This is a genomic window from Pseudoalteromonas sp. c7(2019) (genome assembly GCF_011378625.1).
Lineage (GTDB): Bacteria > Pseudomonadota > Gammaproteobacteria > Enterobacterales > Alteromonadaceae > Pseudoalteromonas > Pseudoalteromonas arctica.
Genome location: NZ_WTKS01000005.1, coordinates 140,096 through 164,399, shown reverse-complemented (window position 1 = coordinate 164,399; position 24,304 = coordinate 140,096). Strand labels below are relative to the sequence as shown.

Annotated in this window: 20 protein-coding genes; 9 read left to right on the top strand and 11 right to left on the bottom strand. The window is 38.4% G+C overall.

What is annotated here, in order from left to right:
* The first annotated feature begins 90 nt into the window (after positions 1 to 90).
* Positions 91 to 1,008: a diguanylate cyclase gene (locus tag GQR38_RS07755; protein WP_024598317.1), complete on the top strand. Its 918-nt coding sequence runs from the start codon at positions 91 to 93 to the stop codon at positions 1,006 to 1,008.
* Positions 1,009 to 1,082: 74 nt separating this feature from the next.
* Here GQR38_RS07755 and GQR38_RS07750 read toward each other — a convergent pair whose 3' ends face one another.
* The 3 genes from GQR38_RS07750 to GQR38_RS07740 all read right to left on the bottom strand — a co-directional run bounded on the left by GQR38_RS07750 (position 1,083) and on the right by GQR38_RS07740 (position 2,798).
* The gene (locus GQR38_RS07750) at positions 1,083 to 1,562 is read right to left on the bottom strand and encodes a YchJ family protein (RefSeq protein ID WP_165722458.1); all 480 of its coding nucleotides are present in this window, start codon (positions 1,560 to 1,562) and stop codon (positions 1,083 to 1,085) included.
* A gap of 38 nt (positions 1,563 to 1,600) precedes the next feature.
* Entirely contained in the window at positions 1,601 to 2,035 is a 435-nt protein-coding gene (locus GQR38_RS07745) for a SulA-like leucine-rich domain-containing protein (protein ID WP_007583705.1), read from the bottom strand.
* Positions 2,036 to 2,333: 298 nt separating this feature from the next.
* Positions 2,334 to 2,798 (bottom strand): SEL1-like repeat protein, encoded by a 465-nt coding sequence (locus GQR38_RS07740; RefSeq protein ID WP_165722460.1) that lies wholly within the window; start codon positions 2,796 to 2,798, stop codon positions 2,334 to 2,336.
* 118 nt (positions 2,799 to 2,916) lie between these two features.
* Here GQR38_RS07740 and GQR38_RS07735 point away from each other — a divergent pair, with 118 nt between their 5' ends.
* Positions 2,917 to 4,209: an NCS2 family permease gene (locus tag GQR38_RS07735; RefSeq protein ID WP_010555089.1), complete on the top strand. Its 1,293-nt coding sequence runs from the start codon at positions 2,917 to 2,919 to the stop codon at positions 4,207 to 4,209.
* A gap of 75 nt (positions 4,210 to 4,284) precedes the next feature.
* Here the strand turns inward: GQR38_RS07735 and GQR38_RS07730 are convergent, their stop codons facing one another.
* On the bottom strand, positions 4,285 to 5,043 hold the full coding sequence (locus tag GQR38_RS07730; RefSeq protein ID WP_024590993.1) for a hypothetical protein: 759 nt from the start codon (positions 5,041 to 5,043) through the stop codon (positions 4,285 to 4,287).
* A 324-nt stretch (positions 5,044 to 5,367) separates the two neighbouring features.
* Here GQR38_RS07730 and cysB point away from each other — a divergent pair, with 324 nt between their 5' ends.
* Positions 5,368 to 6,345, top strand: a complete 978-nt coding sequence (gene cysB / locus GQR38_RS07725) for an HTH-type transcriptional regulator CysB (protein ID WP_002961670.1) — start codon at positions 5,368 to 5,370, stop codon at positions 6,343 to 6,345.
* A gap of 77 nt (positions 6,346 to 6,422) precedes the next feature.
* Here cysB and GQR38_RS07720 read toward each other — a convergent pair whose 3' ends face one another.
* The 3 genes from GQR38_RS07720 to pabB all read right to left on the bottom strand — a co-directional run bounded on the left by GQR38_RS07720 (position 6,423) and on the right by pabB (position 9,843).
* Positions 6,423 to 7,799, bottom strand: a complete 1,377-nt coding sequence (locus GQR38_RS07720) for an L-serine ammonia-lyase (RefSeq protein WP_010555091.1) — start codon at positions 7,797 to 7,799, stop codon at positions 6,423 to 6,425.
* A 103-nt stretch (positions 7,800 to 7,902) separates the two neighbouring features.
* Positions 7,903 to 8,478 (bottom strand): CoA pyrophosphatase, encoded by a 576-nt coding sequence (locus tag GQR38_RS07715; protein WP_024590991.1) that lies wholly within the window; start codon positions 8,476 to 8,478, stop codon positions 7,903 to 7,905.
* A 6-nt stretch (positions 8,479 to 8,484) separates the two neighbouring features.
* Entirely contained in the window at positions 8,485 to 9,843 is a 1,359-nt protein-coding gene (gene pabB, locus GQR38_RS07710; RefSeq protein WP_165722462.1) for an aminodeoxychorismate synthase component I, read from the bottom strand.
* A 155-nt stretch (positions 9,844 to 9,998) separates the two neighbouring features.
* On the opposite strand from pabB, the gene GQR38_RS07705 reads away from it, so the two are divergent.
* The 5 genes from GQR38_RS07705 to GQR38_RS07685 all read left to right on the top strand — a co-directional run bounded on the left by GQR38_RS07705 (position 9,999) and on the right by GQR38_RS07685 (position 18,104).
* Positions 9,999 to 11,525: a fumarate hydratase gene (locus GQR38_RS07705; protein WP_165722464.1), complete on the top strand. Its 1,527-nt coding sequence runs from the start codon at positions 9,999 to 10,001 to the stop codon at positions 11,523 to 11,525.
* A gap of 428 nt (positions 11,526 to 11,953) precedes the next feature.
* Positions 11,954 to 12,994: a Glu/Leu/Phe/Val dehydrogenase gene (locus GQR38_RS07700; RefSeq protein WP_024598321.1), complete on the top strand. Its 1,041-nt coding sequence runs from the start codon at positions 11,954 to 11,956 to the stop codon at positions 12,992 to 12,994.
* Positions 12,995 to 13,179: 185 nt separating this feature from the next.
* Positions 13,180 to 13,818, top strand: a complete 639-nt coding sequence (locus tag GQR38_RS07695; RefSeq protein WP_165722556.1) for a CatA-like O-acetyltransferase — start codon at positions 13,180 to 13,182, stop codon at positions 13,816 to 13,818.
* Positions 13,819 to 13,994: 176 nt separating this feature from the next.
* Complete coding sequence (locus GQR38_RS07690; RefSeq protein ID WP_002961680.1) at positions 13,995 to 14,819, top strand: M90 family metallopeptidase; 825 nt, start codon at positions 13,995 to 13,997, stop codon at positions 14,817 to 14,819.
* 105 nt (positions 14,820 to 14,924) lie between these two features.
* Positions 14,925 to 18,104 carry an amidohydrolase family protein gene (locus GQR38_RS07685; RefSeq protein WP_165722472.1) on the top strand — a complete coding sequence of 1,060 codons (3,180 nt, stop codon included), beginning with the start codon at positions 14,925 to 14,927 and terminating at the stop codon, positions 18,102 to 18,104.
* Between the two features lie 197 nt (positions 18,105 to 18,301).
* Here GQR38_RS07685 and GQR38_RS07680 read toward each other — a convergent pair whose 3' ends face one another.
* Positions 18,302 to 18,643 carry a hypothetical protein gene (locus tag GQR38_RS07680; RefSeq protein WP_002961684.1) on the bottom strand — a complete coding sequence of 114 codons (342 nt, stop codon included), beginning with the start codon at positions 18,641 to 18,643 and terminating at the stop codon, positions 18,302 to 18,304.
* A gap of 150 nt (positions 18,644 to 18,793) precedes the next feature.
* Between GQR38_RS07680 and GQR38_RS07675 the strand changes: the two genes are divergently transcribed.
* Positions 18,794 to 19,546: a Nif3-like dinuclear metal center hexameric protein gene (locus GQR38_RS07675; RefSeq protein WP_010555099.1), complete on the top strand. Its 753-nt coding sequence runs from the start codon at positions 18,794 to 18,796 to the stop codon at positions 19,544 to 19,546.
* 80 nt (positions 19,547 to 19,626) lie between these two features.
* On the opposite strand, the gene GQR38_RS07670 is transcribed toward GQR38_RS07675, so the two are convergent.
* The 3 genes from GQR38_RS07670 to GQR38_RS07660 form a co-directional block, all read right to left on the bottom strand.
* Entirely contained in the window at positions 19,627 to 20,391 is a 765-nt protein-coding gene (locus GQR38_RS07670) for an ElyC/SanA/YdcF family protein (RefSeq protein WP_024598326.1), read from the bottom strand.
* A gap of 54 nt (positions 20,392 to 20,445) precedes the next feature.
* Positions 20,446 to 21,333 carry a LysR family transcriptional regulator gene (locus GQR38_RS07665; protein ID WP_002961689.1) on the bottom strand — a complete coding sequence of 296 codons (888 nt, stop codon included), beginning with the start codon at positions 21,331 to 21,333 and terminating at the stop codon, positions 20,446 to 20,448.
* 408 nt (positions 21,334 to 21,741) lie between these two features.
* A complete protein-coding gene (locus tag GQR38_RS07660) occupies positions 21,742 to 24,111 on the bottom strand; it encodes an EAL domain-containing protein (RefSeq protein WP_024590810.1) in 2,370 nt (789 codons plus the stop codon).
* Positions 24,112 to 24,304: the final 193 nt, after the last annotated feature.

The window sequence follows — 24,304 nt, the reverse complement described above, 5'->3', positions numbered from 1 at the left end:
TAATAAGTAGAATTTTAATTTATTAACATTTGCATAACAAAATATAGTGATATAGGGTGTGTTTAATTAAAAAAACAAAACAGTTGTACCATGCCTATAAATTACTCTGACCACCAATTGAAATTAAGCTTAAAGAGCTCTAAGGTACTTGTCGTTGACGATCAGCTATTAAGCTTAATTGTATTAAAAAAAATATTATCAGAGCATTTTAGTGTAACAACAACGAGCTGTGGTGAGGATGCGATTGAAATTTGTAAACATAATCCGCCAGATATAATACTACTCGATATTAATATGGAAGGAATGAGTGGTATTGAAACATGTCTAAAATTAAAAAATATATCTGAAACACAAGATATCCCCGTTATTTTTGTAACCTCATCTGAAAATCAAGAAGAAGAGTGCTGGGAAGCCGGAGCTGTAGATTTTATAAAGAAACCAACTAACTCGGAAACTTTATATAGAAGAGTGCGCGCCCATATTACGATGAAACTTCAACATGACTTACTCAATCAAAAAGTATTTCTAGATGATTTAACAAAGGTATTCAATCGTCGTTATTTTGATGCGCATTTTTCTAAAATGGAACGAAGCGCCTTACGAGAAAAAGTCGACTACGCACTATTACTCATCGATATAGACTACTTTAAGCAATACAACGATCTTTATGGTCATGTGCAAGGCGATACGGTTTTAAACCTTGTTGCACAAACTATTACTAATAGTTTGCAAAGGCCAACCGATTTTGTTGCGCGTTACGGCGGCGAAGAGTTTGTAGTTGTTCTACCGCATACAAGCACTGAAGGTGCAATTTGTGTTGCTGATAAAATTAAACAAAATGTGGTCGATTTAGGAATATTACACAGATATTCAGAATATGACTTTGTGACTATTAGTATTGGCGGTGCAACCCTACAACCGTACGTAAATAACAAAAACACCTTGCAGATCGCAGATGAAAAAATGTATGAGTCCAAAATGCAAGGTCGTAACCAAGTGTGTTTTTAAGTTTAGCTAGCTAATAAATCACTTTGCCACTTAAAAACACCTTGTAGGTGATAAATATTAAATAAGATTATTTATTACACGCTATGACATTTTTTGTACTTTTTATTGCTACCACATGGGCAGTCATCATTTCTGCCCACTTTAATATCTTCAACAGGATATATAGTGCCATCTAAATAACACCATTGAGTATTTTCTTTAATAAACTGCGATTTTTCGTGAAGCTCACAAAATAAGTTTTGATAAAAATATTGGGCTTTAAATTCTACAGTGCCGGTATCTCCATCATGGCTTGACCCAATTACATCAAGATTTATAAATCGACAGCTGTTAGCAAAATCATTGATTTCTTTAACCGGATTTTCAGCTTGTTTTTCTTTTGCGTAGGTTTGATAAACATATTCTGCATTTTTAATAACATAAGCACTGAATCGTGAGCGCATAAGTTGTTCAGGAGAATCAGCTTGCTTAACAGATAAGTGAAGCGGCTCACAGCAATCGGCATAATTGTGCCCACTGCTGCAAAAACATAATGTGGTATTGAGTGAAGTCATAATAATAATACAAAGTCTAAAACATTAGTTTAACAAGCTTATTGGGCGAGTGATATCTCTGTTGTTTGAGACTTTTTAGTAAAACAGTATAGTTTTGTATTCGTTTTACTTAAATCGAACGATAGATTCGTAAGTAGTTGGTTATTAACTATATCGGTCCAGGTAATTACCGCTGCAAAGTTTCCGTTATGTAATGCAGAATTTAATACATACTCTAAATTTACTAGGTGCTTTTGTCTAATAACAAGTAATTTACTTGTATCAATAGAGCATGAGTCAAGTAAAGCTTTGCTAGGTACATGATCTGGAGCAATTAGTAACGTCCATGCATTAGAGCTATTGTATTGGTGTAATACTTTTAAAAGCTCAAAGGTCGCTGAAATTTCATCTTCAATTTGAATCAAATTCACGCAATCGCTTTGCTCATCTTGTTGGTAACTTTTAACTGTTCTTACGGTAATAGGCTGTAACATAATTTCACTCACTGGGTTTTTATACAGTATTCATATACAGTAGTTTATACAGTGCTTTCGTGCAAGCCTTTTATGCTATTTATTTGTACAGTTATTCAGCTTTTGATCATTGTTTTTATTTTTTTAATTTATAATTCTTTATTAATCAGTTTGTTATAGGGTTGTTTTTGAGAAGGTATTCTAAAAATAAATTTTTGAGTAGTGTCTTCATTTTGGGGTTTTATACTGTATAGGATTATCTTTATAACCATATACAGTATTTTTTTACACTGCATACAGTACTTCTATCATAGTTAGCTTATGTGTTTTCACTCGTGCGAGGGATCATATGAGAAAACTGGAGTTGGTGGATTTGTTCGTACAAACTTGCCGCATAACATTGAGCATCTTTAAATCGCTTAGTTTCGATATGTTTGCGTATATCTGTAACCGCTGCAGTGGCAGGGGCGTACCCTTGGCTACTTGCTAAGCTTAACCAAGCTACAGCATGAAATACACTTTGTGGCACGCCTTCACCTTTCACAAAAAATAAACCTAAATAAAACTGTGCTCTATGGTTTCCCGCCATTGCAGCAAGTCGCATCCATTTTGCAGCCAATGGAGCTTGATTATTTTTTAAATAATATAGGGCTTTATTTAACGTACTTTGCTCATCTTTTTTATTATTAACGGGCACAGAGGTGTTTTCGGGTTGAGTAACAAAACCTAAAATATTATCTAGCTGTTGCTCTAAGTCTTGCTCACAAGGTGTTGTTTTAAGCATATTGGTTCATTTATTATTTTAACTACTTTAACAGTTTAGTATATAGCAAGGTAAAATGTCCTGTAAAAGATAATTTTTATGTTAAAATCTCGCCACTTTTTACTATCACAAGTTTATTATGTTCGAAGCCTTATTTAAACTGAGCGAAAATAATTCAACAGTTAAACGCGAATGCGTTGCTGGCCTAACTACCTTTATAACTATGGTATACATTGTATTTGTAAACCCGGCTATGCTCGCAGAGGCTGGGATGGATCAAGGGGCTGCATTTGTAGCGACATGTATAGCAGCTGCGATAGGCTGTTTTATAATGGGTTTATGGGCTAATTATCCATTAGCATTAGCGCCTGGTATGGGGCTAAATGCCTTTTTTACGTATGGTGTCGTATTAGGAATGGGTTATACCTGGCAAGCCGCCTTAGGGGCTGTATTTATGTCGGGTTGTATATTTTTGTTTTTAAGCTTATTTAAAGTCAGAGAGTGGATTATTAATGCCATACCTCTGGTGCTCAAGCGAGCAATCGCAACGGGTATAGGTGCTTTTTTAGCATTAATTGCCCTTAAAAATGCAGGCATTATTGTCTCAAGCCCGGCAACATTAGTGCAGTTGGGCGACATTACTTCTCCAGGACCGTTATTGGCTATATTAAGCTTTTTTGTAATTGCAGCGCTTTTATACCGCGATTTTAAAAGTGGCGTGCTTATTAGTATTTTATTAGTGACTGGCATTGCTTTAAGTTTGGGGCTTGTTGAATATCACGGTGTTATGGCTATGCCACCATCAATAATGCCTACTTTTATGCAGCTAGATTTTGCAGCCGCTTTTGATATATCAATGATGAGTGTTATTTTTGCTTTCTTGTTTGTCGATCTTTTTGATACTTCGGGTACATTAGTTGCGGTAACTCAAAAAGCAGGTTTAGCTGATGAAAAAGGTAACATGCCTCGTTTAGGGCGCGCATTAAGTGCTGACAGCTCAGCAACAATTGCAGGTGCGATGCTAGGTACGTCTACGACTACATCGTATATAGAATCGGTTGCTGGTGTATCTGTTGGCGGACGTACTGGCTTAACAGCTGTAGTTGTAGGTATTTGCTTTTTACTAATGATGTTTTTTGCACCGCTTGCACAAATGGTACCGGCTTATGCTACGGCAGGCGCTATTTTATATGTCGCTGTTCTGATGCTGCAAAATTTAAAGTTTGTAAACTGGGATGATATGACCGATGCAATTCCTGTTACTGTGGTATTACTAATGACACCATTAACGTTTTCGATTGCGCACGGTATTGCACTTGGTTTTATATCTTATACGGCGGTTAAAGTCTTGTGCGGTAAGCAAGACCAAGTCAGTATTAGTGTTTGGATATTAACAGCCTTGTTTGTTTTCAAGTTTGCATTTTTGTCTTAATAGCTAACAAAAAATACAAAAAAGCCTGCACAAATTTTAATTTGTGCAGGCTTTTTTAATGCTTTTATAAAAGCACTACCATTTCTTTTTAGGAGCAAACAGTATATCTAAGTCGTCTTGCTCTTCTTCTGTTTTCTTTTTAAGTGCGCTTGCATTAGAAGCTCTCAGTTCAACACTAATTGCCTCTAAGTAACCCTCAACTTCTAGCCGTTTTGTTGTTACATATTCATCAGAGTAGGTAACTGCGCTGAGTGTTGCCTGCGCTTTTTCAAAGTACTGTCTTGCAGAGCCAACCATACTGGCTGAGCGGGCAGACAAGCCACGTTTTATTTGGCTTTCAATATTAATACGCAGTTGTAGTTTTTCGAGACGTTTATCTTCTAAAACAAAAACTTGGCTATCAATACGACCTTTGCTGTGTTCAGAGCGTAAAATTGAGCGTAATTTTTTAATGCCCTGAATTAGGCCTACAAGTTGTTTGTCATTACTCGGTAGCGTTAAAGCTTCATTGCTATTATCTTGAACTGGATTAGATAAGTGCGTTTTTGCTTCACTTAAGCGGCTTTTAAGTGCTTTAGATGTTTGCGAGTTAGTAACCATTGTATTTAAGGCTTCGTAAATACGGCGCTGTAATGTACGAATTAGATTTTCAGAAAGGGGGATGTTAGCACTATTCATTAGTGCCTCTTCTGTTTCTTCTATTATAGCTTTTTGTTTTGTAAGCTCTTTACGGCGTTCTGCCTCTTGTTTTTCTTTGTGTTGTTGTACAGCACTTACCCAAAGTGCAATCACAATCAATGCAACTATAAGCACTATTATAATAGAAACGATCATGGTGTAATTCTCGGATATATAACCTAATTATTTAATCTTACATTAAATATACGTTAACAGGGTAGCTTTGCGCCGATTAACTTAAAAAATATACCAAAAAATTGATAGGTTGAGCTCTTTATAAACTGCAGTAAGCCTAAGGGCTTATAAACTAAAGCTGAATAATCATCGCTACCTGAAGCATATTTATTATGCTAGCCTTGAGCTCTAATCAGATAATTGCACACCTAAAGACCTAAAGTGCTATTTTACGTAAATAACACTTGGTTTTAAGCGGTATTGCCTTTATAAATAATATGAATAATAACGTTAAAATTTGCAGCCATGAAATTACAACAACTCAGATACATCGTAGAAGTACAAAATCATAAATTAAATGTTTCAGCGACTGCTGAGAGTTTATTTACCTCGCAGCCAGGAATTTCTAAACAAGTACGCATGTTAGAAGATGAGTTGGGTGTGCAAATTTTTGGTCGCAGTGGTAAGCATTTAACGCATGTAACCGGTGCCGGCGAAGATATTATTAATATTTCTCGTGAAATACTCTCTAAAGTAGAAGGTATTAAAGCCGTTGCTAATGAGCATACGCTACCTGATCAAGGTAAGTTAAATATTGCTACAACACATACCCAAGCTCGTTATGCTTTGCCTAACGTAATTCAAGGGTTTATGAAAAAATACCCTGCGGTATCGCTTCATATGCACCAAGGTACTCCACAGCAAATATCGGATGCTGCAGCACGCGGTGATGCCGATTTTGCTATTGCAACAGAAGCACTGCATTTGTATTCAGATTTAGTTATGCTGCCTTGCTACCATTGGAATCGCAGTATTGTTGTCGCTAAAGACCATCCGTTGGCTAAAAAGGCAAATAGTTTAACCGTTGCTGATATTGCTCAATATCCACTCATTACATATGTATTTGGTTTTACGGGCCGCTCAGAGTTAGATAAAGCGTTTAGCGCACACGGGCTTGAACCACACATTGTATTTACCGCAACCGATGCTGATGTTATAAAAACATACGTACGACTGGGTTTAGGAGTTGGTGTTGTTGCTTCAATGGCGATAGATCAAGTGAGCGATACCGATTTAGTGTGTATTGATGCAAGCCACTTATTTGAAGCTAGTACGACCAAAATTGGTTTTAGAAAGGGCAGCTTTTTACGTACTTATATGTATGATTTTATCGAACGTTTTGCACCGCACTTAACTAAAGAGCGAGTAGAGCGAGCAAGCTTATTACGTAACCAAGATGACGTAGATAAGTTATTTGCAGATATAGAGTTACCCGTTAAATAATGTCACTACATTAAATGAATAATAAAAAAGCCGCCTATTTTAAAAATAGGCGGCTTTTTCTTTTTATAGCGAGCTGATTAACATTCGATAATATTAACAGCCAATCCACCGCGAGCGGTTTCTTTATATTTAGTTTTCATATCGTTACCAGTTTCAAGCATGGTTTTAATCACTTTATCAAGCGATACCTTTTGCTCGCCACTGCCACGTATAGCTAAACGTGAAGCGTTAATTGCTTTAATAGCGCCCATTGCATTACGTTCAATACACGGTACTTGTACTAAGCCACCAACAGGGTCGCACGTTAGGCCTAAATTATGTTCCATACCAATTTCTGCTGCGTTTTCTACTTGCACAACATTGCCACCAACAATTTCTGTTAATGCGCCTGCAGCCATAGAGCACGCAACGCCGACTTCACCTTGGCAACCTACTTCGGCACCCGATATAGAGGCATTCTTTTTATATAAAATACCAATAGCAGCAGCGGTTAATAAATAACGCGTGGCTATATCGCGGTCTACTTCTTTCACAAATGTGTGATAGTACATAAGCACAGCCGGTAAAATACCCGCAGCACCATTAGTTGGTGCGGTAACTACACGGCCACCTGCAGCGTTTTCTTCGTTTACGGCAAGGGCAAATAAATCAACCCAGTCCATTGCACGAAGCGGGTCGTTACTGACCTCTATATTTAGTTTTAAGTATAAGCTGGGCGCACGGCGTTTTACTTTTAAGCCGCCAGGTAAAATACCTTCGGTGCGCATACCACGGTCAATACAAGCCATCATTACTTTCCAAATATGGAACAATGTGTCTTTTACTTCGTCTTCAGTGCGCAGTGTTTTTTCGTTTTTCATCATCAAGGTAGAAACACTAAACCCAGACTCTTTACACATCTCTAGTAGTTCTTTTGCGCTACCAAATGGGAAGGGGGCTGGATTTTCTTCTCTAATATCGAGGGCCGCCTGTTTTTCGTTTTCAAACTCTTCGTCGGTAACAATGAAGCCACCGCCAATAGAGTAATATACTTTGCTGTAAACTTTTTCGCCGTTGTTTGAGGCGATAATTTCCATTGCATTAGAATGCTTAGGCAGTGTTTTACGACGATGAAAAACAATAGCACCTTGTTTTGGAAACTTAGCTTTGTGTGTTTTGTTTAGATAAATAACCTGATCTTTTTCAATGGTTGCTAAAATGTCGTCGACTAAATCGGCATCAATTGTTTCAGGATCGTAACCGGCTAAACCAAGAATTACGGCTTTACCCGAGCCATGGCCAACACCTGTTTGACCAAGAGAGCCATAAAGCTCTACTTTAATATCGGTAACATTTGCTAATAATTGTTGTTCTTGTAGGTCATTAACAAATAAGCGTGATGCGCGCATTGGGCCAACGGTGTGTGATGACGAAGGGCCAATACCAATACTAAACATATCAAATGCACTGATCATAATGTGTGTGTCTCTACTTTGTTTTATCAGCACGAAGCTGCTCTTTGAACGGTCGAGCATGATAACGTGGAATTGTGATTGTGTAACTACTAATAACGAAGATTTAAACTGGTAAGGCGAGTTGTTTTGTAAAGTTTTTTATAATGCTTGCCGTCGCACCCCAAAGTAAACCATGCGGCGTTTTAAAACCTTGCAAAATAACCGTTTTCCCAAATCGTTGAAAAGGTAAGGGTTGCCAGTTAGCTTCGTTATTTAATTCAGTGACAGAGAGCAAAAAGCTCGCTTGTACTTCATTATAGTCATTTTCCCAGGTGGTGTTTTTTTTGAGTAAACCCACATAGGGGCTAATACTAAAACCCGTTAAGGTTGAATACTCAGGTAAGTGACCTAATACATTAACGTTGCTTTGGGCAATATTTAGCTCTTCTTTTAGTTCGCGAAGTGCTGTGGTGCGAAGGGTAATGTCGCTTACTTCAAACTTGCCTCCGGGCAAACAAATCTCCCCAGGGTGATGGTGTAAATAAGTAGGGCGTTTACACAGTAAAATATGTGCATGGTTATCTATATCAATAATGGGTAGCATAACAGCGCTAGCGCGTTTTTTACGTGTGTCTTTTAACTGATTTGGCGCAGCTGTAGGGCTTAACAGAAACCGCGCCATAATGTGTTCACTATTCAAAACGACCTACTGTTTTAATAAAGGGAGGATTTTATTTACTTTATCGTAAGTTTCTTGATATTCCAATTCGACTTTAGAATCAGCGACTATTCCGCCACCTGCCCAGCAGTAAATTTGCGCTTTGTGGCACACCAAGGTGCGAATAGTGATACTCGTATCCATATTTCCACATGCACTTAAATAACCAATTGAACCACAATAAATGCTGCGGCGATGCGGTTCTAATTCTTCAATTATTTCCATCGCTCTAATTTTGGGCGCACCGGTGATTGAGCCACCCGGGAAAGCCGCTTTTAGCTGATCGACCGCTGTTTTACCTTCATCAAGTTCTGAGGTTACCGTGCTTACTAAATGATGCACTGCCGGAAAGCTTTCAATAGCAAAAAGGGAAGGGACGTGAACGCTGCCAGGTTTTGCCACTTTGCCTAAGTCGTTACGCAGTAAATCAACAATCATTACATTTTCAGCGCGATCTTTAGCTGATGCTGCGAGTATTTTCGCTTGTTGTTGATCCTCTAGTGCATCTGCTTTTCGCGGCAGTGTGCCTTTAATTGGCTTGGTTTCTACAACGTTATTGTTTACAGATATAAAGCGCTCAGGAGAAATTGATAAAATAGCCCCTTGAGGGTGATTTATAAAGCTTGAAAACGGCGCTTTATTTGCCTCACGCAGTTTAATATAAGCTGCCCAAGGGGAGCCTTCAAACTGAGCGTTAAAGCGCTGCGCTAAATTAATTTGGTAACAATCGCCACTTTTTAAATACTCCTTAATTTGGGCAAACTTTGCAGCGTATTCCGTTTCGCTCATATTTGATTGCCAGTCGCTGTTTAGGGCAAAGGACTGCGTATTAACTTGGGAGTTAGGGTGTGTATTTAAGTATTGCTCATAAAGCGCTAATCGATCGGTGTTTGGCTGCGATACATAAAACCAGCTTTGTTGCTGCTTGTCGTAAATAAGGGCATCTAAGTAAAGGCCAATAGTCATTTGGGGAAGATTAATATCTTCGATAGCACGAGTGGGGATGTTTTCAATTGTACGGCCTAGGTCGTAGCCAAAGTAGCCAAGCCAGCCGCCGTTAAAGGGTAAATCGTAACCGGCTTTTGTTTTATCAAGATGCGAAAGCTCATTATTCATAATTTCAAAGCAGTTATCACTACTTTCTATATTATTTAAAAAGCTTTTATTATTTTTTACTTCAAGGGTACTTTGCGGCTCAATGGCAATAATATCAAAACGGCTGTTTATATGATTACTATTTGCAGAATCTAATAGAATTGCGTAATGCAAATGTGAAAAATGCGCAAAAACGTCAATGCAGTTTTGTGTTATGCCTAATTTAATACAATTTTTTTTATTGTTTAGCATTTACTGCCCCTTTAAGAACTGGCTCGAAACGGGCTGGGAGGGTATCATAAGTCAAATTTTTTGGCAGCACTAAGCTGTAAAAAACAGTGCAAACCACCGTCACCGGTTTGATTTAGATTACGCGACAACGCGTAACGGTAACTTAAGGAACCACTATGAGTACAATTTGTCAGCAAGACTTTATTGATAGCATTGAAGATGCATTGCAATATATTTCGTTCTATCACCCACTTGATTTTGTTCAAGCTCTCGAAAAAGCTTACAACAAAGAACAAAGTAAAGCGGCTAAAGACGCCATTGCACAAATTTTAATTAACTCACGCATGTCGGCTGAAGGCAAGCGTCCACTTTGCCAAGATACCGGTATTATTACCTGTTTTGTTAAAGTAGGTATGGATGTTAAGTGGGATAAAACAGATTTAACCGTTCAACAAATGGTTGATGAAGGTACTCGTCGTGCATATTTGAATCCAGATAACCCTTTACGTGCATCTATTGTTGCAGACCCTGCTGGCACGCGTAAAAACACGAAAGATAATACACCTTCGGTTGTACATATCGATTTAGTAGCGGGCGGTAAAGTAGAAGTAATGGTTGCGGCTAAAGGCGGCGGCTCTGAAAACAAAAGTAAAATGGTTATGTTAAACCCGTCAGATGATGTTGCTGAATGGGTAGAAAAAACACTACCAACAATGGGTGCTGGTTGGTGTCCGCCAGGCATGCTAGGAATAGGTATTGGTGGTACGGCTGAAAAAGCGGCAGTAATGGCTAAAGAGTCGTTAATGGACCCGGTTGATATCCATGAACTAATGGAACGTGGCGCAGAAACAACTGAAGAAAAACTGCGTTTAGAAATATTTGACCGCGCTAATAAATTAGGTATTGGCGCACAAGGCTTAGGCGGTTTAACAACGGTTGTTGATGTTAAAATTAAAACAGCACCAACGCATGCAGCTTCAAAACCTGTAGTAATGATCCCTAACTGTGCGGCAACTCGCCATGTACATTTTACACTTGACGGTTCTGGCCCTGCTAATTTAAAAGCACCTAAGCTAGAAGATTGGCCACAAGTAACATTTGAAGTGGGCGAAGGAACACGTCGTGTTGACTTAAATACACTGACTAAAAAAGATGTTCAAGAATGGAAAATGGGCGAAACCGTTTTACTTTCGGGCACTATTTTAACAGGTCGTGATGCAGCGCATAAACGTCTGCAAGATATGATCAATTCAGGTGAAGGTTTACCAAAAGGCGTAGACTTTGATAATAAATTTATTTATTACGTTGGACCAGTAGACGCGGTACGCGATGAAGCAGTAGGTCCAGCAGGCCCTACAACAGCTACTCGCATGGATAAATTTACCGATATGATGCTAGAAAAAACAGGCATTATAGGCATGATTGGTAAAGCTGAACGTGGACCTGCAACTGTTGAGTCTATTAAAGAGCATAAATCTGTTTATTTAATGGCTGTAGGCGGCGCAGCTTACTTAGTATCTAAAGCGATTAAAAAAGCACGCGTAGTTGCTTTTGAAGATTTAGGTATGGAAGCTATTTATGAATTTGAAGTAGAAGATATGCCAGTGACCGTTGCAGTAGACAGTGAAGGTGCTAATGCGCACACACAAGGCCCTGCAATCTGGAAAGCTAAAATTGAAGAGCTTGATAGCAAGCTAAAATAACGTACGTTATGTTTTTAAAAAGCGAGCCTAGTGCTCGCTTTTTTGTTTTTTTAAATAGAGTCATTACCAAGTTTACAGCTCTGACCAGTTTGCGAAAAAGCTCACTTTTTACTGGAAACCTATAGGCAGCAGTACGTGGCGGGCAAGCAGCACTTGTATATTAAACTTTACATGCAATAGTTGTATTACGTTCACGTAAACGTAAGTTGGTGTGGTTGTTCTATTTATAGTTTTTAAAACTTACAAATGACGATTTTGTGAATTTTTTATCCATATAAAGGTTTTAATTGGGTTATTTAATTTAAGCTTGATGTTTTCATTGGTTTTATCTTCTGTGAGTATAGCGAACACGAATATGAAGTGATAAAGTCTCGGCAATTTCCAGCGCGCATACCCTCTCACGGGTTAACTATTTCGGAGTATTTTAAGTGGCTGTGTTTAATCGAGTTGAATTTGATAACCATGAACAAGTGGTTTTTTGTTCTGATGAAGAATCGGGTTTAAAAGCAATTATTGCTGTACATAATACCAACCTAGGTCCTGCTGTTGGCGGATGTAGAATGTGGGATTATGCGAACGACGAAGATGCTGTTTACGACGTGCTACGTTTATCAAAAGGCATGACTTATAAAAATGCAGTTGCGCGCTTACCATTTGGTGGCGGTAAATCTGTAATTATAGGTAATGCGAAAGAAATTAAATCTGAGCAATTATTCCGTGCATTTGGCCGCCAATTAGAGCGATTAAATGGCAGTTATTACTCAGCAGAAGATGTAAACATCACATGTGCTGATGTAGCTATTATGAATAAAGAAACTAATTACGTACTGGGCCTTGAAGGTAAAAGTGGTAACCCATCGCCATTTACAGCATACGGTACGTTTTTAGGAATTAAAGCAGCGCTACAGCATCAACGTGGTCATCAAGATTTTGCAGGTGTGAAAGTGGCTGTTCAAGGTTTAGGTGCTGTTGCTTATGGTTTATGTAAGCATTTAGCTGATGCGGGCGCTGAGTTGTTTGTAACAGATATTAACCAAGTTGCAATTGATCGCGTAGTTAATGATTTTGGCGCGACTGCGGTTGGCATTGATGAAATTTACGACTTAGATGTTGATGTTTATGCACCGTGTGCATTAGGTGCAACTATTAACGATTTAACGATACCGCGTTTAAAAGCGACTATTATTGCAGGCTGTGCTAATAATCAGCTGGCAGAGTCTCGCCACGGTGAAGTTATTCGTGAAAAAGGCATTTTATATGCACCAGATTACGTAATTAACGCTGGTGGTATTATTAATGTTTATTACGAAACAGCGCCAGAAGGTTACAGTGCAGCAGCGTCTAATAAACATGTTGAAGGTATTTTTAATACGTTAACTGAAATCTTTGCCCGTAGCGAAAAAGAGCAAAAATCAACGCATTTAATTGCTGACGAATTAGCGCAAGAGATCATTAAAAACGGTCTGTGATCTAAGTTCTAATTTATATAAGGGTGTGCAATTGCACACCTTTTGTTTATCTGTAAGTTAAGGGGTGTTGATCTTTGCGGATTTAACCTTGAAAGATCAACAGACCCTGATGCAATTGTTACTGAACAGCGGTACACTTTATTTTTAATTTTGTGCGGCAAATTATGACTCCCTCAACTTCTCTCATGCAGCCTATCGATTTAGATAATTGGCCTAGAAAGCAACACTTTGAATTATTTAAACACTTTTCTCAGCCTTACTTTAATGTGTGTGTGCGTTTAGATGCTCAAGCACTTTACGACTATTGCAAAACCAATCAATTTTCTTTTTTTCAAGCGTATGTATATTGCACCTTAAAAGCGTGCCATAAGGTCGATTCAATAATGCTACGTATAATAGATAGTAAGCCATGGCTACTTAACAGTGTTCGCGCAAGTGTGGTTGAGTTGTCTGAAAACGATACGTTTGTTTTTAGTTATTTTAACAGCACAGGCGAGTTTAAAGAGTTTGCAAATCATGCAAGTGGCGTAAGCAAAAAAGCGAAATTACAGCCGTTATTTTCTGATGCATTTGCTCAAACAGAAGGGCAGGCTGATTTAATTCATATATCTGTTTTGCCGTGGCTGAATTTTAGTGCGTTTTCGCATGCATTTAGTGAAGGGCAGAGTTTAGGCATTCCTAAATTTGTATTTGGTCAGTTTGATAAACACACAGGCACAATGCCTTTAGCTATCGATGTACACCATTCATTAATGGATGGTTTGCACGTAGCGAAATTTATAAGCACATTGCAGGGTACATTTGATACCTTTTGCAAAAATTAACTTTAAACACATCAGTAACGGCAGTGCAAAGCAGTAAACAATTTATAAGTAATCTATAAGTAATCTATAAGCAATGCGATGTGAATTACTTTATATTCAAATACATAACCTTGTATGCTTGAAAAACACGTGTGCTGGACATATTTATATACCATACCTTAGCTCAGGAAATCCCCATGATAAATGGACTGTTAATTGTTGTTTTAATTCTTTTTGTGGTGATTTTCTGGCGTTGGCCATCAATTCAAAACCGATTATGGCGTAGTAAATATAAAGACTTTGCTTTAAATTCGCAGCAAAAAGATATTTTACTGCGTTGCATGCCCATCTATAAAAAAATGACCGACGCCGACAGAGAAAAATTAGAGCGACATATTACGTGGTTTTTAAACGAAAAACGCTTTGTCGGTTGTGATGGCTTAAGGCTAACGTCTGCAATGAAGTTAATTGTTGCCGCCGATGCGTGTGTATTAGTACTTAATAAACCGTGGCCGTTATATAGAAATGTAAAAGAAATTTTATTATATCCAAGTGCTTATTATGCTCCGCAATCAACTCGCGATAGTGCAGGACTTGTGAGTTACCATAATACGGTAAGACTAGGCGAGTCATGGCCTGGCGGCACACTAGTACTCAGTTGGCATGACGTGCTTGAAGGTAACCGCTTGCCAAGTGATGGACATAACTTGGTATTTCATGAGTTTGCGCATCAACTCGATCAAGAAACAGGTAAAACAACGGGCACGCCCATTTTAAAAAGCTCAGCAGATTACAAAGAGTGGGGCCGAGTATTTAGCCGTGCCTTCACCCAGTTAAAAAGCCATGTTGCCTATAGCATGCCGCATGTTATTCACAGCTATGGTGCGACTAACGAAGCTGAGTTTTTTGCTGTACTCACCGAAACCTTCCTCGAAAAACCTGCAGAGCTTCGCCGATACGATCCTGAAATTTACAGTATGCTAGTTAATTACTATCAATTTGACCCTATTGTTTGGCATTAAACCTACATAAACCGCGCTTTATCATATAACGCTGGCAAGTTGCGTTTGTTTTTGTTGCAATCATGTGAAATAGTTTTTACTGCAACAATAACAAGCGAGAAACGCATGAAAAAAATGCTTCATACAGTATTGGCGCTGTCGGTGTCATTAGCGATAGGGCAGGTAAATGCCGCTGAAAAAGACGAACAAAAATGGCAAGTAGATTCACCTAAGGGGCAATTTGTTGACGCTGCAATTAGCGTTGATCAGGGCACATGGATGAATATAGATATTAGCCCTGATGGTAAAACCGTGGTGTTTGACTTACTTGGCGATATTTATACTATGCCAATGAGTGGTGGTACAGCCACAAAGCTCACCTCTGATATTGCATGGCAAATGCAACCACGCTTTAGTCCTAACGGCAAAAGTATTGCGTTTACCTCCGATCAAGGTGGTGGCGATAACATTTGGATAATGGACTTAAATGGTGAAAATCAACACGCTGTTACCGATGAAACCTTTAGATTACTAAATAGTCCTGCATGGAGTCCTGATGGCGACTACTTAGTTGCGCGTAAACACTTTACAGCTAGCCGCTCATTGGGAGCAGGTGAAGTGTGGTTGTATCACAAAGCGGGTGGTAAGGGCGTACAGCTTACAAAACGCGAGAACGATCAAAAAGATTTAGGTGAGCCAATGTTTTCACCTGATGGTCGTTATGTATACTTTTCGCATGATGCAACACCCGGTAAAACCTTTCATTATTCAAAGGATTCTGTAGCGGGCATTTATAAAATTAAGCGCTACGACCGTGAAACGGGTGAAATTGAAACCATAATCGATACGATGGGCGGTGCTATTAGGCCTACACCATCATCAGATGGTAAAAAACTTGCTTATATAAAGCGTGATGACTTTCAAACTAGCTTGTATTTATATGACTTAACTAGCGGTGAGCACACTAAGCTTTACGATAAGCTTGAGCGAGATATGCAAGAAACATGGGCTATTCATGGTGTATACCCAACTATTGCATGGACACCCGATAACGAAGAGTTAGTATTTTGGGCTGGTGGTACAATTCACAAGCTAGATGTTGCAGACAAATCCGTTAAAACCATTCCTTTTAAAGTGCAAACTACTAAAAAAATTCAAAAAGCGGTGCGCTTTACACAAAACTTAGATACTGATGAGTTTGATGTAAAAATGCTGCGTAATGTGCAAGTAAGCCCCGATGGCGAAACGGCAATTTTTGAAGCGCTTGGGCATATTTATAAACGCGATTTAGAGTCGGGTAAAATTAAGCGTTTAACAAAGCAAACTGATCATTACGAATTATTTCCACAGTACTCTCGCGATGGTAAAAAAATAGTTTACACCACATGGGATGACAACAAACAAGGGTCTGTAAGGGTTGTGTCTGTGCGCAGTGGTCGTGGCGATACAATAACTAAAGAGCCTGGCAAGTACGTAGAGCCTACGTTTAGTCCAGATGGGAAAACGGTTGTTTATCGAAAAGCCACGGGGGGCAGTATTTTAAACCCTAAGTGGTCACTTAATCCGGGGGTTTATAGCGTAAGCGCAAAAGGCGGTAAAAGTGAGCTTATTTCAAAAAGTGGTTATCAACCACAATTTGGAGATGCAAACGATCGCGTTTTTATAATGAGTCCTTGGCCAAAACCAACGCTTAGTGTAGTTGAGCTTGAAAGTAAAAAAGTTCGCAAACTATACGAGTCAGAGCATGCGACTGAATTTAGAGTATCACCAGATGGGCAATATCTGGCTTTTGCTGAGCGATTTAAAGTATTTGTAACGCCGTTTGTTCAAAGTGGTAAAACAATTAATATTGGGCCTAAAGACAGTCAATTTCCAATAGAGCAGTTATCGGTACGTGCTGGTGAAAACATTAGCTGGAGTGCTAAGAGCAACAAACTTTATTGGACATTAGGGCCTGAGCTTTATCATGCAAGCCTTGAGGGGATGTTTGCCATTAACAAAGCCGAAGATGCCGACTTTAAAGTGAAAAGTGGCGATAATATCGGTTTCAGTAAAAAAATGGCAGAGCCTAAAGGTATGATTGCGCTCACTGGTGCAAAAATTATAACTATGGACGGCGAAAAGGTTATTGAAAATGGTGTAATTATCACTGATGGCAAGCATATTAAAGCAATTGGTACAGCCAGCGATATAAGCATTCCTAAAGGTGCTGAGGTTATTGATGTAACAGGTAAAACTATTATGCCTGGTATTGTTGATGCTCATGCACATGGCTCGCAAGCAAGTGACGAAATTATACCTCAGCAAAACTGGAAAAACTTTGCAGGTTTAGCGCTGGGTGTAACTACAATTCACGATCCATCAAACGATACCTCAGAAATATTTACCGCAAGCGAAATGCAAAAGGCAGGCATGATTGTTGGCCCGCGTATTTTCTCAACGGGTACTATTTTATATGGCGCAAATATGCCAGGTTATACGTCGCATATTGACTCGTTAGACGATGCTAAATTTCATTTAGAGCGCCTTAAAAAAGTAGGGGCGTTTAGTGTTAAATCGTATAACCAGCCACGCCGAGAGCAGCGCCAACAAGTTATTGAAGCAGGCCGGATGCTTGAAATGATGGTTGTCCCTGAAGGCGGCTCATTATTACAACATAACTTAAGTATGATTGTAGATGGACACACAGGTATTGAGCATTCAATCCCTGTAGAGCACATATATGACGATATAAAGCAGTTATGGTCGCAAAGTGATGTAGGTTACACACCAACACTTGTAGTGGCTTATGGTGGCATTTGGGGTGAGAACTACTGGTACAATAAAACTGATGTGTGGAATCACCCGCGTTTAAGTAAATTTGTGCCAAAAAATCAATTATTACCACGCTCTATGCGCCGCATTAAAGCGCCCGATCATCACTATAATCACTTTAATAACGCACGCGTTGCTGCTGAGCTACAAGACCTAGGTGTATTAGTTAACTTAGGTGCTCACGGTCAGCGTGAAGGCTTAGGTGCACACTGGGAGATGTGGATGTTTGCACAAGGCGGAATGACATCACTTGAAGCTATACGTGCATCGACAATTGATCCGGCTAAGTATTTAGGGCTTGATAAAAACGTAGGCTCGCTTGAAGTGGGCAAACTGGCAGATTTAATGGTTATAGATGGCGATCCGCTTAAAAATATTCGAGATTCGGATAAAGTAGATTACACCATGATCAATGGTCGATTATTCAATGCAGAGACAATGAGTGAAATGGGTAAAAAAGAGCGCGAACCACTTTACTTCGAAAAGTTATAATTTATTTTGATCTTTTGAAAGCGGCTACATAGCCGCTTTTTTTAGTCTTACTCAACTTATAAGGCTCTATTTTTTTGATTAAATGTGCAATTAAGGTTGGAAGACGATAATTAATATAATTTTTAGATATTTTTTAGCAAATCGCGCACATAAAAAAACCGCTTAACGCGGTTTCTTTTAAAAATCATAAATGTTGATTAAACAACACCGCGCGGTAAGCGACAGTCATGATCTTTACGAGCTAAAATTACAATCCAAAGTTCTTCCGCTGTGTAACCTTCTTCGTTTTCGGTAACAACAGTGAATGGCGCTTTTTTCTGTGCTTTAACAGGCGCAGCTGCTTTTGGTTTTTTCGTTTTAGTTGTTTTACCAGAGTTTAACTTTTTAGTAAGCTCTGCTACGTCAGCTAGGCGTAAATTTTTACCGCCATCAATGCTGTACCAACCAGGTTTAGTTGTGATTTCAGGTTTTTTACCATTGGCAGTTTCGTACGCTGCTTCAAAGGCAGATAACACTTCTGTTTTGTCTAGTTTGCTCATCAGAGACCCTATACGTTGTGAACACAGATAAAGAAGAGGTATTTATACCTATTTTAAAACAGTTTTTCAATTTTTTGCGATTTTCCTTCCATTTTAGGGCTATAAACGCCAAAATTTGCACAAAATTCAGTGCTAAGTAAGGTAAGTTATATGCAACGTAGAGAATTTAACCAACTCCTAAATGACATTTTAAAACCTCAATTAATTAAAGATTTTTGCCCAAATGGCTTACAAGTTGAAGGTAAAAACGAAATTAAAAAAATTGTGACGGGTGTAACCGCAAGTCAAGCATTAATAGATGCTGCCATTGAGCAGCAAGCAGATGCTATTTTAGTTCACCATGGATTTTTTTGGAAAGGGGAATCCCAACCAATAACGGGAATGAAAAAGCGTCGTATAGGTGCGTTATTAGCACACGATATTAATTTATTTGGCTATCACTTACCACTCGATATTCATCCAGCAGTTGGCAATAACGCGCAACTTGCAAAGTTATTGGATATTGAAATTGAAACAGGGCTAGAGCCAACTTCAAATAGCGTAGCAATGAAAGGGCGTTTAAAAACACCATTAAGTGGTGAGGATTTTGCAGATAAAATTGCAAAAGTGCTAAATCGAACCCCGCTCACAAGCTTAGTACGTTCAACAAAAATTGAAACCATTGCACTGTGCACCGGTGGTGGGCAAGGGTATATTGATTTAGCTGCAGAGCAAGGCATTGATGCTTATTTAACGGGTGAGGCATCGGAGCAAACAATTCATAGTTCTCGTGAGCAAAACATTGATTTTTTTGCCGCAGGGCATCATGCAACAGAGCGCTATGGTGTAAAAGCTCTGGGTGAGTTACTTGCTCAAGAGCATGGTTTTGATGTGACATTTATAGACATAGATAACCCAGTTTAACTAGGCTATCTATTAGTTAACCTGAACTCTACTTGAGATAGATTTATTATCTAGAGTTCAGGTTAGTTAGACGAAATGAGCTACAGTGCCTCTGGATCTATCCAGCGGCGCAAACTTATCCATGTGTTTCCTACTACTTCGTGACTGTATTGCGTAACCACAAGTAAGGCATGAGCATTGGGAATAAACTGTTTGCTCCACGGCAGCGCTGCAAAATTATGATAATCAGTGGCTGCGGTTATGACTTCAATACCTTGAGCATTAAATAAGTCTTTTGCGCGTGGCATGTGCAGTACAGATGTTACTAGTGCAACCTTAAAGTCGACTAATTTTGATGCCAGTAACTTAGCTTCTTCACCTGTATCCATTGCTTTTGGGTTTTGGAATATACGGCTCTTATTAACACCTAAACTAATTGCCGTTTGATACATAAGCCCGCTATTAGTGGTATTTTTATAACCCCCGCCTGACACTATAAGCTCTGCATTAGGGTAGTGCTTTGCCAGTTTTACACCTTCGACTAAGCGCGTTAGCGCACAATTACCTAATTGATTATTAGCACTGAGTGCTGGGTTTGGGTTTATATCGCAACCTAGTACAACTATTTTGTCTATTTTTGGATGCTTTAGGGTATTAAATGCAAGCGACGCAGGTTCATTATTTTGAATAATTAAATTGGCGATAAAGGGAGTGCTCAATGCAAGTAATACAATTAAGCTTAAAGTAGATGAGAAGAGAGCTGATTTGCGGCCTTTAAATGCGAGTAGGAGCATCAGGCACGCAAATAAACCAAATAGAGGCAGTGGCATAAGTAAGCCACCAATCATTTTTTTAATAACAAACATAAGAGTTAAACGCTGTAGAGTTAATTACAGCGATATTACTCATTATATTGATGATTATCGACCGTTATTTAGCTTACACGTATTTAAAAAGTGACGATAAACAGGGTTATCTTTCATGTCTTTTTTCATCGCTAAATACATAGGACGAGTAAGGCCAAGAGCGCCCAAAGGAATTGATTTAATTAAGCCTTGGCTTTCATAAGGTGTAACTAGCCAATCAGGTAAAGCGGCAACGCCCATGCCGGCACTTACTAGTTGAAAAATAAGTAATCCTTGATCAACCGTTTTTAACGTACCGTCAAAACGTGCATTTTGAATGAAATGCTTAAATATATCTTGGCGTTCACGCGGGATAGGGTATGAAATAATAGTTTCGTTTTTTAAATCAAGCGCTGTTACATACGCTTTTTTAGCAAGTTCATGATCCGGTGCCACAATAAGCTTCAATTTAAAATCAAATAAGTGCGCGTACTCTAATGTGTCGGGTTCACGTATGTCAGATGTTAAAACTAAATCGAGCTCATCGCTTAGTAAGTCAGGAATAGCGTCGTAACTAAAGCCGCGCTCGTAATCAATTTTTATATCAGGCCAAAAGTTATTAAATTCTTTAATAGTAGGCAATAACCAATGAAAACATGCATGGCATTCCACACTTAAACGCAGTTGAGAAATAGGCTGATTTAAGCTTTCTTTCAAACGGCATTTAGTCGCTTCCATTTTTGGTAATATTTCGTGAGCTAACTCAAGTAATAGCATTCCCTGAGGGGTAAAGCGGACTGGTTGAGTTTTACGCTCAAATAATTGGCAATCTAATTTATTCTCTAAATCTTTGATTTGATGAGATAAAGCAGACTGTGTCAAAAATAACTCTCGTGCTGTATTAACCAAAGATCCTGTTTCTTTTAGGGTTGCTATGGTTTTTAAATGTTTAATACCAATCATCTTTAAAAATTCTCATGGGAAAAGTGAGTTCAGCTCAGATTAACCACATACTACGCCTATACAAAAAACGTTTCAACGTCTAGATGGCTAAAAGTTTGCGATTTATTGTGGTTTATTGCAGTTTGTTGCTATGAATCGCGAAAATATTAGAATTAGTAACGATAAAAGTCATTCAAAAACTGGTTTGATGAGTTTTAGATGAGTTTGCTTCATGTTGTATTTTAAGTATATCGATTGCGGTGTGCTTCACCTCAGTGTGAATTTTGACTATATAAATAACTGTGTGGGGTGGGGAATGGTTACTTTAGGTTGTGGTTTAAAAACTAAAGTCATTTTGCTTTTTAGCTTTAGTTTAATGGATGAGTATATACGTAATACCTAAGCCAGCGACCAACTCGCTGGCTCTTTTTATAAAGGCTTATTAATAAGTAATATGGCTTCTTTGGCTGTGACCGGTTTTGACTTTAAAAAACCTTGGCCATAGTCGCACGCGGTGGATTGTAAAATGGCTAATTGTTCAAGTGTTTCTATCCCTTCAGCAACAACTTCAAGTTTTAATGATTGCGCAAGTGATAAAATGGCTTCAACAAGTGGGTTGGTGGAATCTTGTAGGTGGTCAATAAAGCTTTTATCTATTTTTAAAATATGAATAGGCAGTTGGTGCAAGTAGCCCAGTGCTGAATAACCCGTTCCAAAATCATCAAGGCACAATTTTACTTTTAAAGGTGAAAGACCTTCTATTATTTGAGTGGCGAGTTCTAGATTTTCTATTAAGCCTGATTCGGTAATTTCTAAACATAAAGAACCCAGAGGTAATTGGTATTTATTATAAATAGAATGTATTTGCGCTACAAAATCGAGGCTTGCAAAATGTCGTGACGATACATTAACCGTTACTTTCAAAAAGCGATGACCTTGCTGGTGCCAATTAGAAATCTGCTGAGCGGCTAAATCAAGTAAATGTAAATCAAGATTTATAATTTGCCCTGTAGTTTCAGCTATCGGTATAAAGTCATTAGGTGGTACAAATCCTTTTTTAGGATGATGCCAGCGCACAAGTGCTTCAAAACCAATAACCTCACTTGTGGTAATTGTAAAAATTGGCTGAAAATAGAGTTCAAATTCGTTGTGTTCTATACCGTGTTGCAAGTCGTTTTCGATATCCGCATGGGTTTTAAGTTTTTTACGCATCGTGTTATTAAAAAACTTAACCTGTCCACGCCCGGTGGATTTTGCTTCATACATAGCAGCATCAGCTTGTTGCAGTAATATATAAGCTTGATCGTTTATGTTGTCGGTATAGGCAATACCAATACTAGTAGAGGCTTGAAGTAAGTGGCTATCTACATTTAGAGGTTTTGCTAATGCGCTTTTAATTCTGTTTAAAGCTTCATTAACTTGGTTTTTATGTGTGATATTTTCCATGAAAATAGCAAATTCATCACCGCCTAAACGAGCAAATGTATCGGTGCTTCGTACTGTACTTTTAATTAAGCCGCATATTTTTATAAGAAAATGGTCTCCGACCTCATGCCCCAGCGAATCATTAATACTTTTAAAACGGTCAAAATCTAGATACAGCAGGGCATGGCTAGTACTTTTTTTAGCGCGCGTTAAACGTAAAATAGCATGCTTTATTCTCTCAATGAGTAATGAGCGGTTAGCAAGGCCGGTAAGCTCGTCATGCAATGCTTTATGCTCGAGCTCTTGTCGGGCTAGTTGTCTATCAATTGCCATACTTATTTGACGACTTACGTAAGTTAGAAGAGCGCTGTCGTGTTCGTTGTATTGCAGTGTTTTATCGTAGCTTTGTACAACAATAACACCGCTTATACGATCACTTGTTTTAAATGGAACACCCAACCAAGACTCTGATTGTCGACCTACCATTTTAAAATCACCGTTATCAATATGACTTTGAAAGGCATCTTTATTGAGTAATAAGGTTTGCTCTGTTTGCAGTAGGTAATATGAAGCAGTGTCTTTTAGCTGTTCTTTAGATATTTTTTGATGTGTTTTAGTGTTTATGCCTTCTTCGACTATATAAACAAGGTCAAGTATATCTACTTTTTTGTCATATAAAGCGATAAAAAAGTTATCAGCACGAAGTAAGTTATTGATAATTGAATGCAAGGCTTCAAAGAAGGTATCTAAGTCGTTAGCTTTGTAGGTTAGGTTAGCTATTTGTAATAAGCTATTTTCTAATTTTTGTGCGTTGTTAAGTTGCTCAACTGTTTTTTGTAAGTTATTTACCGTATTTACCTGGTTAATTTTAGCACTGAGTAAGTGGGCAACTGTTGTAAGAATTTCAAGGTGTGCGTTTGTAAAGTAGCCTTTAATAGGGTGCTCACAATCAATAACACCTAAAACTTGTTCTTTATATATAAGAGGGACGCATAGTTCTGATTGGGCAGGGCGCTCATCTGCGATATAACGGCTATCTTTTGTTACATCATCGATAACTACGGCTTTACCAGTAGTTGCAACAGCTCCAGTAATTCCTTCACTAAAACGTATTACTTTACGTTCGGCTTGATATTTGTCTCGGGCGTGAGCAATACCCATCGATGCAACTTGATTTAATGTATAAGCATTGTTATCGGCAAGGTAAATAACGCAATCAACAAATCCTAAACGGTTAACAACGTGCGTTGTAACATACTCAAATAGCTCGTCTAGTGTGTCTAGTTGCAATAAGCTTGATGAAAATTGATTAATTATACTCAGTTGATCAGTTTTTATCTCAAGTGCTCTTGAGGCATTATTTTTGTAAGACATAGGCAATTTATATTATTCTTTTTATTTTTAAATACGTAGCTAAGTTAACCTAATCTTGGATTTTGTACAAAATAAAGCGATGAGTGGTTTTAATTGGCTGTAAATTATTATGACGAATGACTTTAATTAATTGTAAGTAATAACAATAGCTAATCCCAATTGAATTGGAGTATTAAGCTTTAATTACACAACT

Excerpts from the sequence above, each read along its gene's own strand:
- GQR38_RS07680 (WP_002961684.1), bottom strand. The coding sequence starts at position 18,643 with ATGAGCAAACTAGACAAAACAGAAGTGTTATCTGCCTTTGAAGCAGCG.
- GQR38_RS07745 (WP_007583705.1), bottom strand. The coding sequence starts at position 2,035 with ATGTTACAGCCTATTACCGTAAGAACAGTTAAAAGTTACCAACAAGAT.
- GQR38_RS07755 (WP_024598317.1), top strand. The coding sequence starts at position 91 with ATGCCTATAAATTACTCTGACCACCAATTGAAATTAAGCTTAAAGAGC.
- GQR38_RS07705 (WP_165722464.1), top strand. The coding sequence starts at position 9,999 with ATGAGTACAATTTGTCAGCAAGACTTTATTGATAGCATTGAAGATGCA.
- GQR38_RS07750 (WP_165722458.1), bottom strand. The coding sequence starts at position 1,562 with ATGACTTCACTCAATACCACATTATGTTTTTGCAGCAGTGGGCACAAT.
- GQR38_RS07665 (WP_002961689.1), bottom strand. The coding sequence starts at position 21,333 with ATGATTGGTATTAAACATTTAAAAACCATAGCAACCCTAAAAGAAACA.
- GQR38_RS07695 (WP_165722556.1), top strand. The coding sequence starts at position 13,180 with ATGCAGCCTATCGATTTAGATAATTGGCCTAGAAAGCAACACTTTGAA.
- GQR38_RS07730 (WP_024590993.1), bottom strand. The coding sequence starts at position 5,043 with ATGATCGTTTCTATTATAATAGTGCTTATAGTTGCATTGATTGTGATT.
- GQR38_RS07675 (WP_010555099.1), top strand. The coding sequence starts at position 18,794 with ATGCAACGTAGAGAATTTAACCAACTCCTAAATGACATTTTAAAACCT.
- GQR38_RS07690 (WP_002961680.1), top strand. The coding sequence starts at position 13,995 with ATGATAAATGGACTGTTAATTGTTGTTTTAATTCTTTTTGTGGTGATT.
- pabB (WP_165722462.1), bottom strand. The coding sequence starts at position 9,843 with ATGCTAAACAATAAAAAAAATTGTATTAAATTAGGCATAACACAAAAC.
- GQR38_RS07685 (WP_165722472.1), top strand. The coding sequence starts at position 14,925 with ATGAAAAAAATGCTTCATACAGTATTGGCGCTGTCGGTGTCATTAGCG.
- GQR38_RS07660 (WP_024590810.1), bottom strand. The coding sequence starts at position 24,111 with ATGTCTTACAAAAATAATGCCTCAAGAGCACTTGAGATAAAAACTGAT.
- GQR38_RS07720 (WP_010555091.1), bottom strand. The coding sequence starts at position 7,799 with ATGATCAGTGCATTTGATATGTTTAGTATTGGTATTGGCCCTTCGTCA.
- cysB (WP_002961670.1), top strand. The coding sequence starts at position 5,368 with ATGAAATTACAACAACTCAGATACATCGTAGAAGTACAAAATCATAAA.
- GQR38_RS07670 (WP_024598326.1), bottom strand. The coding sequence starts at position 20,391 with ATGTTTGTTATTAAAAAAATGATTGGTGGCTTACTTATGCCACTGCCT.
- GQR38_RS07740 (WP_165722460.1), bottom strand. The coding sequence starts at position 2,798 with ATGCTTAAAACAACACCTTGTGAGCAAGACTTAGAGCAACAGCTAGAT.
- GQR38_RS07735 (WP_010555089.1), top strand. The coding sequence starts at position 2,917 with ATGTTCGAAGCCTTATTTAAACTGAGCGAAAATAATTCAACAGTTAAA.